The organism is Romboutsia lituseburensis (assembly GCF_024723825.1).
Lineage (GTDB): Bacteria > Bacillota > Clostridia > Peptostreptococcales > Peptostreptococcaceae > Romboutsia_F > Romboutsia_F lituseburensis_A.
The window spans coordinates 39,164-52,139 of sequence record NZ_JANQBQ010000001.1 but is presented as its reverse complement, the minus strand read 5'-3'; the positions used below and the strand labels follow the sequence as shown (position 1 = coordinate 52,139).

Sequence of the window (12,976 nt, the reverse complement as noted above, 5' to 3'; positions counted from 1 at the left end):
CTTTTCCTCCTAGTAAGACTCTTTTATGATTTTAATAATTTCTTCTTTTTCAACATCTATTGCTTTCATATTTGATATAAATAATTCCAATGATTCATGTATAAGATCTTTTCTTATTTTAGATATTATTTTTTCATCAGTAGTTATTTTACTTTGATGTGTTCTAACTGTATTTATTACTCCCATCTCTTCCATCTCCTTATATGCCTTTTGCACAGTATTTGGATTTACCTTTATACTTACTGCCATCTCTCTTCTCGATGGTACAGGGTCCCCTGGCTTAAGCTCTCCTTTTACTATTTGTTGTCTCATATATCTTATAATTTGAAGATATACTGGTTCTCTATCATTTGCGATAAAATTCATATATACACCTCCGTGTCACTGTATTATTAAAGTAATACACATTATATCTGTATTATATATGTAATACACTTTTATTTGCAAGTGAATTTTTTATTTTTTTGTAAATTTTATTATTGCTTTATCACTTTGCTATTTATTGGTAATTTATATATAATTAATTTGAGTACAATATTTTTAATTTTATAAAGGAGATATTTATGTTTACACGAAATGTAAGCCTTGTTGATGAGGCTAAGAAAAGTAAAAAACTTCCCAATATAATTTGGGGTATAATATTGCTGCTTATTTTTATGTATGGCGGTAATTTTATCGGTCAACTTATTTTATTACCATTTTTATTAGCTTTTAATAACTCTGAATTTTTTATTTTAAATCAAGAGCCAATTATTTTAATGGTTTCTTTAGTTTTATTTGCATTTTCATCATTACTTGTGTTTTTTAGAGTTAAAGTCATTGAAAAAAGAAAAATTTCATCTATCGGATTTGCTAAAGATGCTTGGCTAAGAAAATATCTAATAGGCTTTTTAATTGGTATTATTATGATGGGTATAATTGTTTTAATTCTATATGGATTTGGTTATATAACAATTGATAAAAATCCAATTCAGCCTGTTGGTATATCTTCTTTACCAGTTATTTTAATATTTTTAGTTGGTTGGATTATTCAAGGTGGTACTGAGGAGATTCTTACAAGAGGATGGCTAATGAATGTATTAGGTGCTAGGTATAATATAGTGTTAGGCTTAATCATTTCTTCTTTATTATTCTCATTTATGCATTTATTAAATCCAAATGTAAATTATATTGCTGTAATAAATATAGCTTTAGTTGGTTTATTCTATGGACTTTGTGTTATTAAGACAAATGATTTATGGGCTGTTTGTGGAATGCATAGTGCTTGGAATTTTGCTCAAGGTAACTTATTTGGATTTGAAGTTAGTGGTAATAATGTTCCCGTTGGAAGTTTGATGGATTTTAAATTAATTGGTAGCGATTTTGTTACAGGTGGACCTTTTGGTCCTGAAGCTGGTATTGTTAGCACTATTATTTTAGTTGCTTCTATTTTAATTTTATTGCTTTTAGATAAAAAAGGATGTTTTAAAAAGTCCTCTATATTGTAGAATTATATAAAAAGCTCTTACGACTAAAATAGTCATAAGAGCTTTTATTATTTTTCAATCTTTATAAAATTTTAATCTGTTAACCTTTATGTTAACTTAGCTTTTACACAAACTCTTTTTTTACCGTCTTTTGTGCAAGTAATTATAGTCATTTCTTTTTTGCTATAATCTTGACTTAAAACATCAAAATCATCTGGTTCTATGACTTCTTTTTTATATATTTGATATTTAAATTCTCCATTTAATGCCTTTATAACTATTTCTGTTCCAATTTCAACATCTGCCAATCCTTTAAATACCTCGTTGTATAAATTATTTCTATGACCTGCTAATGAGAAATTACCAAACTGACCAGGCATTGATGTTTCTATAAAATGACCTACACTCTTTTTAATTTGATCTTCTTGTGTATCCTCTACAATTATGTGTTGTACTCCAAGGTCTTCTATTTCAATAACTCCTATTTTATCTCCAGGCTTTATACATTTGTATATTTCTTTTACGGATTTACTTTTTTTTGTATCGATAGTTGGTATGTCTTTTTCTAAAAATTTATTTACCTCTTGTTTACTTGATTGTTCAAATAAATATTTGCCACCAACTCTAACACCTACTATACAGCATCCTAATACTATAAGGGTTATTCCTATTATTTTTCTGTACTTGTTTTTCATGTTAATTTTTATTCATCCTTTTTCTTAGTTAATGCTGCTCCAGCCACTATCATAGTTGCTCCAAGCCCTGTTATCATAGCACCATCAAATCCAATACCTGTTTGTGGCAATTTAGGCTTTGTAGTTGTAGATGAATTATTATTGTTATTGTTGTTATTATTTGTTTGAGTTGAATTTTCACTTTCAACTTTTAAAGTACTCTTAATTAATTTTACATTATATTCTATATCTTTCTTTTTAATTTCTACATAGCTTTTTACTTTTATATCTGCATATATATTTGGTATTTCAAATTTTATTCTCATTCTACCTTTTGCTAAGTGACTAGATATAGTTTCATATGACACTTGTTTGTCATTAACATCTATTCTTATATTTGAATCTGATGCTACTGCATCTATAAAATCAAATATAGCATATGTTTTTCCATTAACTTCTTCTATAAATGTAATATCATTTAACTGTTCACTACCTAATGCTTTAGCTTCTTCACTTAATGCGATAATATCATTTTTTATAGAACTTAATTTTCCACTTGTTGATGGTTTTTGTAGTATCTGACCACTACGAGTATATGTCTTATTTGTAGGATTTAGATTATTAATCGTATTATTATTAGCTGAATTTTCTACGTTATTTACTTTTACTGTGTTTTCTATTGAACTCAGTTTCCCTATATTAGATTTAATATTTTTCACTTGAGATGTTTGATTTTCTGTTTTTTCTAGGTTTGCTTGTTCATTTTTATTAGCTTGAATATTTTTATCTACTGGCTTTGTATTATTATCTTGTGGCTTATTTGTATTTTCTTCTTTACTTGTAAATTCTTCATTTACAGATTCTTTAACTAATACAATGTCATATTTAGTTTGCGTATTTAAATCAGTTATGTTCTTTTTAACAGTTATTTTATCTTTTAATGAACTGACTTCAAATTTTACACTTGTATTATCTTTGTTTAGTTTATTTTCTATTGTTTCATGATTTACTACCTTATCATTTACTAGTATCTCTAAATTGCTTTTTTCATCAATTTTTTCATTAAAGCCTAGAGTTACATATATCTTTCCTTCTTTTTCTTCTACATGACTAGTCTCACTTAGATTTTCTCTATTTAGTTTTTTTTCATTTTCTGATTCATTTTCTATTATTATTTTATTTTTAAATATATATGTCTTTGTTTCTTCATTGTTATGTTGTTTTTCTATTTTTAAATTTTTCTCATTATTATTTATAGTTTCATTTGCACTAGCTAATAGTATGTTTCCTCCAGAAAAAACTACTGTAAGCCCTATAGCTAAGCATTTATTTTTCATTTTTTTTAAAGCCATATTTCATCCTCCCAATTGTTTACCACTTAAACTTTGTTTTATCCATAATTAGTCCCTATAGTCTATATTATATTATATTTTTACTACCATATGTTGTAATTTAATTCATTTACAATATTTCCAAAAATACTATTTTTTAAAATCAATTTATATGTTTTTGTGAATTTATAAGTTATCATAATTTACTTATCTGTAAAAAAGTCGCTTCGCTTAAGCCACTGCGTGGGCGATACACTTCCTATAGCCAACGACTTCGTCCGTTGCTAAAAAATATAGAGCCATTGAGTGAAATTTATTTTTCACTCAATGGCTCTATTATAATTAGATTATTATTTAAAATTAATTTGATATTAAATTAAATATCTTATCTACCATATTATCTAACATATCATTTATTGTTTGCTTTATGCTAAGATTACCTTTAGACTTATAATCTTCAATATAACTAACATCCACATATCCATCGACATTATCATCTTTTATCTTTATCCATCCTGGCTTAGTTGATCCATCTATAATCGCATTTACCTTTTGCCCACTTTTTAATTCTTTAATTATTTTTGCATTTAAAGAAGGAGTTTGCCTCATATACAAAGTATCAACATTGTCTACAACTTTTACTTTTTTACTTAGAGTGTTTATGTTTTTTATATCTTTGACAAAGTCTCTAGAAACATATCCTATATTGCCATTGTATCTTATTTTTAACCATTCATTAGGATAACTAGCTATTACATCTAATACTGCATCTTTACGTACTTTTGAAATTCTTTCATATGTTGTGTCAGGTCCACTTCTCATATTTAAAGTATGTATATTTGCTATTACAAATTTACGTTTTTTTTCATCTAAATTTTTAATACTATCATCATTTACTTTTATATGTTTTTTTAACACATAGCCTACTTTACCTTCATAATTAATTTCATAATACTCGCCTACAGCTCCTATTATCTCAACACTAGAACCTGTCGTAAGGTTTCCTAGAACATTATCTGTATCTTTAGCACTACCCCTTACATTTAATTTATCATAGCCTACAGAAACTTCTCCCAATGTACTTGCATATCTATCTATTGTTTTTATATATTTTTTATCACTATAGCCTTCTTTATCTTTGTACTTTATTTTGCACCAAGTATCATTTTCTTGTACTATTTCTATTTCAGAGTTTTTTTCTATCGTAGTTAATACTTCAGATTTAGCATCCATTACTGTCCTTAAATTAACATTTTCAGTAGTTAGGGCTTCTTTAGATGCTGCATCTACATTTATAACTGTTGTACCAATCAAAAGTATAGTTAATACTATTTCCTTAAGTTTATTTTTAAATTGTAAAAATGTTTTGCTCATAGTTATACTCTCCCATTTGCTGCTATATAATATCATCTAAATACTATTATACACGACATATGCTAGTTTTAAATATTATATTCTACATTGTTTGTGCTAATTAATGTTATATATCCCTTTTGATGCTAAATTGAATAATTTAAATGATTTAAAATTCTTACAAAAAAATACTTAATTTATTAACTTTCATAAATCAAGTACTTTTATATCAATTTATTTTATTTAAGCATTACAGAAATTTTTATTAACTTCTATAGGAATAACTATTTTATCTTCTAGTTTATATTCTTCACCATATATACTAACATTTATTGACTTATTACTTATATTTGATATTTTAACATCTTCTTTATCAACTTCAATCTTCAATAAATTATCTCTATAATTTATATTAAAACTATATCCATCCCAATTTTGTGGTAGTTTTGGTGCAAACCTAAGACTCTGTTCAAACGTTTGCATACCTGCAAATCCTTGCACTATTGAAAGCCATGCCCCCGACATTGAAGTTATATGAAGTCCATCTTCTGTGTCATTATTATAATTATCTAAGTCAAGTCTAGCTGTTCTTGAGTAAAGTTCATAAGCTTTTTCTAAATTGTCTATTTCACATGCTATTATAGAGTATATACTTGGTGATAAAGATGATTCATGAACTGTATATGGTTCATAGAAATCAAAGTTGCTTTTCTTCTCTTCTTTACTAAATTTATTGCCAAAATAGTACATTCCTTGTAATACATCTGCTTGTTTTATAAAGCATGATCTAAGTATTTTATCCCATGACCAGTTTTGATTTAATGGTAGATTTCCTTTTGGTAAATCTTTAACTTTTATAAGTTCTTTATCTAAAAAATCATCATGTTGAACTATTATATCTAACTCTTCATCATATGGTAAATACATTTTAGAGCTTATTTTTAACCAATTTTCTAATTCTTCTTTATTTACATTATTTCTATTTACTGATTGTATATTTTCTTTTTCTAACCATTTTATATTGTTAACTGCGTATTCTAAACACCATTTTGCTAGGTAATTAGTGTACCAGTTGTTGTTTACGTTATTATCATATTCATTAGGTCCTGTAACACCATGAATCATATATAAATTACGTCTTTTGTTTAAATGTACTCTACTAGCCCAAAATCTTGCTACTTCTACTATTACATCAATTCCTTTTTCTTTTATATATTCAAAGTCACCTGTATAGTTTGTATAGTTATAAATTGCATATACTATACTTCCATTTCTGTGTATTTCTTCAAATGTTATTTCCCATTCATTATGGCATTCTTCTCCATTGAATGTTACCATTGGATATAGTGCTCCACTTAGCCCTAATTTTTTAGCATTTTCTATTGCTTTGTCTAATTGATTGTGTCTATATACTAAAAGATTTTTTGATACTTCTTTTGGTGCTACTCCTAAATAAACTGGTAAACAGTATGCTTCTGTGTCCCAATAAGTTGCACCTCCATATTTTTCTCCTGTAAATCCTTTAGGTCCTATGTTTAATCTAGCATCTTCACCATAGTATGTTGAGAATAATTGGAATAAGTTATATCTTATACCTTGTTGTGCTAATGTATCACCTTCTATTTTAATATCAGCACTTTTCCATCTTTTATTCCAAGCATTCATATGCTCCTTTAATACTGTTTCATAGCCTTTGATTATTTGATTGTTAAGTATCTCTTTTGACTTTTCTATTAAATGAGCTTCGTTATGATCTCTTGTAGTAGTTATTGCAACATACTTTTCTATAGATACACTCTCATCTTTTTTAATATCTAATACTATTTTATTTTCACTATAATATTCTTTGTTCATATGAGTATTTTCTTTTGGTTCTTTATTAGTTTTTATACTCATATTTGCGCATATTGTAAATACTTCTGTATTAAATGGATTATCTTTAGTTCTTGCAACTACATTCCCATGTTTTTCACTAGATTCAGTGCTTACATTAACCCAAAAAGCTTCTTCATAATTAGAATCTTCATTTTTCACATCACTATTCAAATATGGTGTAAACGTTATCTCTCCATCAAAATTTAATGCTTTAACTTCATATTTTATAACACCTAATTCTTTAGTTTTTATACTTAAAAATCTAGTTACTGAAGCTTCTATTTTCTTTCCATTTATATCGGCTACAAACTTACGAGTTAGCACTCCATTTTCCATATCTAATTCTCTATAAAAATCGATTACTTTAGCTTTTGCTAAGTCTAATATTTCACCATTTATATATACATCTATTCCTATGTAGTTTACACTATTTGGAACTTTTCCAAAGTAATTTGGATATCCATTTTTCCACCAACCTACTCTAGTTTTATCTGGATACCAAATCCCTCCTATATATGAACCTCTATGACTATCGTTGGTATATGTTTCTTCATAATTACCTCTCATCCCCATATACCCGTTACCTAAACTCATTATAGATTCTGCTAGTCTATTTTCATCAAATTCTATTTTATCTTGAATTATCTTCCATTCATTTATATTATCAAATAAACGTCTCATAAAAAATCCCCCTGAATTATTCATATTTATATATTTGTTATATACTTACAAGCCTTATATGAATTTACTATTTGATTGAAATCTATATTTTGTGTATTTTCAAATACTATATTTGCTTTACTTAAAGAATCTTTATCTCCAACGCCTACTGAGTACATGTTGGCACTGTTTATAGCATCAATACCTGCCATAGCATCTTCTATGCCTATGCTATTTAGTGGATCTACATCTAAGCCATTTGCTGCCATTATAAATATTTCTGGATTTGGCTTACTATTTTTACACTTTGCTGCATCTGCTATAAAGTCAAAGTAACTATTTAGTCCTAGGTTATTTAAAACCATAGTTGCATTTTTGCTAGCTGAGGCTAGTCCTATTTTTATATTATTTAATTTTATCTCTTTTAATAAATTTTCTATTCCCGGTAATATATCTTTAGGTGAAATATGCTTAATTAGCTCAACATAATATTTATTTTTATCATTAGCTAAATCTTCTTTTTCTTTTAAAGTAAACTCATTTTGTTTATTTCCTTTAATTAATATTCTTTCTAAAGACTCCATTCTACTTATGCCTTTTAAGCTTTCATTAAACTCTTCATCTATTTCTATATCTATTTTTAATCCCAACTCTTTCCATGCTAAATAATGAAATTTAGCAGTGTCTGTTATAACCCCATCTAAATCGAATATAAAAGCTTCTATCATTTATTATCTCCCCGTTTAATCTTATTTGTTGCTAATAAAAGACTTTCTCTCAACAAACTCAGTATTCACAATATAGTGAGTAGTATCACTATCTTTATTATCTTCTAATGTTTGTATAAGTAACTTAGTAGCTTGATATCCTAGCTTATCTGCATTTATATCAACAGATGCTAGCGGTGGTTTTTGATGCTGTGCTAATTGAGTATTATTAAAACCTACTACTGCTATGTTTTTAATTTTTTGTCTTTTAAGCTCTTTTAAAACTCCAAATGCAAGTAAATCATCTATTGTTACAATGGCAGTTATGTCTTTATTTTCTAAAAGATATTTACATGCACTTTCTCCTTCATATTCCTTAAATTCGTCTTTGTGTACAACTAAACTTTCATCAAATTCTATATTATTCATTTCCAATGCTTTTTTATATCCTTCAAATCTATCTCTAGACATGTTTAGATTTTTCATAGCTCCTGCAAATCCTATTTTTCTATGCCCTTTTTCTATTAGCTGATTAACAACTTTGTACATAGCTTGAAAATTGTTATTATCCACCCATAAAACTTCATTAGGATATTCGGGTCTTCCGACTACTACAAATGGAAACTTTTTATCTTTTAAATATCTTACACTTTCATCATTTTCTCTTACCCTTAAAAGTATTACTCCATCTACTAAATTGCTACTTGTCATTTCTTTTATATTTTCAACTTCATTTTCTTCATTTTTGCTAAAAGCATAAGTTATATAATAGTTTTTACTTTGTGCATACATACTCATACCCTTCATAGCATTTATAAAAAATGGATTTGCAAGTAAATCATTAGCATCACTTGGAAGTACTACCCCTAATATTCTTGTTTCATTTTTTGCTAGACTTCTAGCTATTGGATTTGGTTTATAATTTAGCTTTTTTATAGCTTCATTTACTCTTTTTTTAGTTTCATCACTTATTCTTGGATTATCTGATAATACTCTAGATACCGTCGATGTTGCCACATTCGCTTCTCTAGCCACATCTTTTATTGTAACTTTCATTTTTTCCTCCCATATAACAGTACTTAATAATTAATAAGCTCTACTGATATTTTCATCTTATATTAATTAAAATCTACTAAATACTTATATTAACCATTTTAATTTTATTTTAGGCAATATTAAATAACTCTAAATATATTAAAAAGTATTCGTAATTAGGATTTATAATTTTTAATTTTTTGTTAAAAATTATGGCATCTTCAAGTTTACAGTATTTCCACAGAATTTCAATACAACTAAACCATTTTTATCCAATTTGTATATATTAATTACTATTTTTCTAACTATGCTAGCTAAATGTGTATACAAACAATTAAAAACTTATGCTGGAAGGTGATTTTTAACTAGCATAGCTATATTAAATATATGAGTTAACTTTGCCTATTTTATACTTCCTGATGTAACACTCTTTATTATGTGTTTTTGTGCAAAGAAGTAGAATACTAATACTGGTATTATTGTTAAAACTAATCCTGCAAGTGCTAGATCCCATTGCTTTGTATATTGTCCAAAGAAGAAGAACATTGATAAAGGTATAGTTCTAGTTTCTGGTGTGTTAATTACAAGTGATGGTAATAAGAAGTCATTCCATATCCAAACAGTGTTAAGTATTGCAACTGTTATAGATATAGGTTTTAAAAGTGGGAATATTATATATCTAAATGTTTGCCACTTACTACATCCATCTATTAATGCAGCTTCATCAAGCTCTTTTGGAATACTTTTTACAAATCCATGATATAAGAATATTGCTGAGGCTGATCCAAATCCTATATACATAAATATAATTCCTGGTACATTAAGAAGGTTTAATTTACCCATTATATTTACAAGAGGTAACATTATTGATTGGAAAGTTACTAACATTGAAGCAACTAAAATAACTAATATTATATTACATATCTTTGAATTAGTTCTTTGTAACATCCATGCTGCCATAGATGCAAATAATATTATAAATAAAACACTTATAATCGTTATAAACAATGAGTTTCCTAGTACTTTTATAAAATCTAGCTTTTCCCAAGCATTTGTATAGTTATCTATGTTTGCTGCTTTAGGTAGAGCTAATGTACTTTCAAATAATTCTCCTTTAGATTTAAATGAGTTTACAATTACTATATAAAAAGGAGATAAACAAATTATTGCTAATATAACTCCTAAAATATTCATTCCCCATTTTGATACTTTGTTTTTCATTATGCTTCCACCTCACCTTTTTTAGTAATATATACTTGAACCAAACCTATAACTGCAACTAATACAAAGAATATTACAGCTTTAGCTTGTGCTAAATTTATTTTATTAAGTGAGAATGCTGTCTGATAAATATTTAGTGCTATCATTTGAGTTGCATTACCTGGTCCACCGTTTGTTAGTGCTAAGTTTTGATCAAATAATTTAAATGAGTTAGAAAGTGTTAAGAATAAACTTATTGTAAATGCTGGTCTAACCATTGGTATTGTAATATTTCTTAGTCTTTGCCACCAGTTAGCTCCATCTATTTTTGCAGCTTCATTTAATTCTGGTGGAACATTTTGTAGACCTGCTACATATACAACCATAACGTATCCTGCCATTTGCCAAGCTACTATGATTACCATTCCCCAAAATCCTGTTGTCTCGTTAGATAACCACCCCATAAGCCACTGTTGACCTAAAGCTTCACCTATTCCATTGAATACATTTACAAATATGAATTGCCATATAAATCCTAGAATTAAACCACCAATTAAATTTGGCATAAAGAATATTGTTCTTAGTAAATTACTTATTTTCGATTCTCTAGTTACTAGAAGTGCTAATAAAAACCCTATAACATTTATAACTATTACTGATGCTACAGTGAATTTAGTAGTAAATATGAATGAGTTTCTAAATGACTCATCTGAAAAAGCTTTTATGTAATTTTCAAATCCCACGAAATTTATTTCTGAACTGATCCCATTCCAGTCAGTGAATGAATAGTATATACCTAATACTAAAGGTATAAATATTACTAACGCAAATGCAAATAAACTAGGTCCTACAAAAGCCCAATATGCTAGGTTATTTTTTTTACTTCTTTTAGACTTCGTTTTTTTATTGTTCATTTTATTAGTAGCTTTATTTTCATCCTTAACTACTTCAGTGTTAACTGACATTACGTTTCCCCCTTAATGGATTTTTTAAACTCCGATTATATTTAACTTCTCTATCTTACTCTTATTTCTATAATTTTAAGATAAGGGGCTACCTTAAAGTACAAGTACAAACTTACTCTAAAATAGCGCCCTATAGTTAATTTCTACTTATATATTATTTTCTTTCATCTGCCCAAGTTTTTTGTGCATTTTTAACTAAATCATCCCAGCTCATGCTTCCATCTATGTATTTTTGAATATCAGCACCAACTACATTTTCTCCCCATCCACTTGGATATCCCATGAATACCCATGGCATAGTTTTTCCTTCATTAGCATATTTTAATACATCTGCTGATAATGGATCTTTTGGTTGTAGTGCATCGCTTTCATATCCTTTAAATGCTGGTATAAATTTGAAGTCTTCTATTATCATTTTCTTACCTTCATCTGAAGTGTATAACCAATTTAAGAATTCCTTAGCTGCTTTCTTTTCAGCATCATCTTTATTTTTATTTATAGACCAATACATTGGAACACCTACAGGTATACAATCTTCTTTAACACCTTTTACTGGCATTGGTAATATTCCAGAATTAGCAGCTATATCTTTGTTAACTCCTTCTATTCCTCCATATGCCCAGTTACCCATTTGTACCATTGCAACTTTTCCAGTTGAATATTTTTGTTCTATTTGCATAGCATAGTCAACACTATTTATAGATCCATTTTTTCCATCTGGTTTGAAAGCATATTTAACTTGTAAGTCTAATAAATCTTTTAATTCTTTGTTGTATTTAAATCCTAATTCTTTAGCTTCATATGCTTGTTTTCCACTTTCAAACTCATTAGCTAAAGCTGTATTTAATAAGTGAAGTCCTGTAACCCACTTTTCTTTACCTGGTACTGCAAATACTGAATCAAGTCCTAAATCACCTTTTTTAGAATCTAGAGTTTCAACAGCTTTTTGTAGTGCATCATAGCTTGTTATTGTAGCTGGGTCTATTCCAGCTTTTTTAAATATTTCTTTGTTATATATAAATCCATATCCTTCTTGGTTAAATGGCATACCGAATATTCCATCATCAGTTGTAACTGAACCTAATGTTCCATCAAATGCTTCTTTTACCCAAGTCTCATCTTTTAAATTTTCTAGCTTTCCATCCCAGTCCTTAACATCTTGTGGACCACCTACGTTAAATATTGTTGGCTCTTGTCCTGATTGGAATTTAGATCTTAAAGCCGCTCCGTAATCATTACCTCCACCAACTGTTTCTATGTTTATGTCGACATTAGGATTTTTTTCTTCATAAACTTCAGCTGCTTTTTCTAGAGCGTCCTTAGCCTCTACTTTAAATTGGAAAATATCTACTTTAACTTGATCTCCTTTTGCGTCTTTAGATGTATTACCTCCACTTGAACTACATCCTACTACACTCGATGCTACTAACATTGTTACCGTAACTAGACTTAATATTTTCTTTAGTCCCATGTGAAAAATCCCCCTATTTTTTATTTTTTAGACAATCGCTTGCATCGTCTTTATAATTGAATTGTAGCACGAGAAACTTTTTTGTGCAACCGTTTTCTAGATAAATTTTTTATAGTTTTTATTAAATCTGTATAGCTATTTATTAATATACAAAAATATCCTCCCTAACAAAATGTTAGAGAGTTAATCTTAGCTATTTATTATAAAAAGAAGATATACTCCAATTATTAAATAAATAG

Annotated in this window: 11 protein-coding genes; 1 reads left to right on the top strand and 10 read right to left on the bottom strand. The window is 27.8% G+C overall.

The window, feature by feature from the left end; all coding sequences use genetic code 11:
* Nucleotides 1–9: 9 nt before the first annotated feature.
* Nucleotides 10–366, bottom strand: coding sequence for a GntR family transcriptional regulator (locus NWE74_RS00305; RefSeq protein ID WP_092722163.1), 357 nt, complete (start codon nt 364–366; stop codon nt 10–12).
* Nucleotides 367–563: 197 nt separating this feature from the next.
* Between NWE74_RS00305 and NWE74_RS00300 the strand changes: the two genes are divergently transcribed.
* Nucleotides 564–1,487 carry a CPBP family intramembrane glutamic endopeptidase gene (locus tag NWE74_RS00300; protein WP_258241261.1) on the top strand — a complete coding sequence of 308 codons (924 nt, stop codon included), beginning with the start codon at nt 564–566 and terminating at the stop codon, nt 1,485–1,487.
* 86 nt (nt 1,488–1,573) lie between these two features.
* Here NWE74_RS00300 and NWE74_RS00295 read toward each other — a convergent pair whose 3' ends face one another.
* From NWE74_RS00295 to NWE74_RS00255, 9 genes are all read right to left on the bottom strand, one after another.
* The gene (locus tag NWE74_RS00295) at nt 1,574–2,161 is read right to left on the bottom strand and encodes a class D sortase (protein WP_258241260.1); all 588 of its coding nucleotides are present in this window, start codon (nt 2,159–2,161) and stop codon (nt 1,574–1,576) included.
* An 8-nt stretch (nt 2,162–2,169) separates the two neighbouring features.
* Entirely contained in the window at nt 2,170–3,492 is a 1,323-nt protein-coding gene (locus tag NWE74_RS00290; RefSeq protein ID WP_258241259.1) for an LPXTG cell wall anchor domain-containing protein, read from the bottom strand.
* A gap of 339 nt (nt 3,493–3,831) precedes the next feature.
* Nucleotides 3,832–4,845, bottom strand: a complete 1,014-nt coding sequence (locus NWE74_RS00285) for an SH3 domain-containing protein (protein ID WP_258241258.1) — start codon at nt 4,843–4,845, stop codon at nt 3,832–3,834.
* 222 nt (nt 4,846–5,067) lie between these two features.
* A complete protein-coding gene (locus NWE74_RS00280; RefSeq protein ID WP_258241257.1) occupies nt 5,068–7,380 on the bottom strand; it encodes a glycoside hydrolase family 65 protein in 2,313 nt (770 codons plus the stop codon).
* A 26-nt stretch (nt 7,381–7,406) separates the two neighbouring features.
* Nucleotides 7,407–8,087 (bottom strand): beta-phosphoglucomutase, encoded by a 681-nt coding sequence (gene pgmB / locus NWE74_RS00275; RefSeq protein WP_258241256.1) that lies wholly within the window; start codon nt 8,085–8,087, stop codon nt 7,407–7,409.
* A 21-nt stretch (nt 8,088–8,108) separates the two neighbouring features.
* Complete coding sequence (locus tag NWE74_RS00270) at nt 8,109–9,122, bottom strand: LacI family DNA-binding transcriptional regulator (RefSeq protein WP_258241255.1); 1,014 nt, start codon at nt 9,120–9,122, stop codon at nt 8,109–8,111.
* Between the two features lie 381 nt (nt 9,123–9,503).
* Nucleotides 9,504–10,322 carry a carbohydrate ABC transporter permease gene (locus NWE74_RS00265; RefSeq protein WP_258241254.1) on the bottom strand — a complete coding sequence of 273 codons (819 nt, stop codon included), beginning with the start codon at nt 10,320–10,322 and terminating at the stop codon, nt 9,504–9,506.
* On the bottom strand, nt 10,322–11,215 hold the full coding sequence (locus NWE74_RS00260; RefSeq protein WP_258244398.1) for a sugar ABC transporter permease: 894 nt from the start codon (nt 11,213–11,215) through the stop codon (nt 10,322–10,324). The genes NWE74_RS00265 and NWE74_RS00260 overlap by 1 nt, the downstream gene beginning before the upstream one ends.
* A 205-nt stretch (nt 11,216–11,420) precedes the next feature.
* Nucleotides 11,421–12,737: an ABC transporter substrate-binding protein gene (locus NWE74_RS00255; protein ID WP_258241253.1), complete on the bottom strand. Its 1,317-nt coding sequence runs from the start codon at nt 12,735–12,737 to the stop codon at nt 11,421–11,423.
* Between the last annotated feature and the right edge of the window lie 239 nt (nt 12,738–12,976).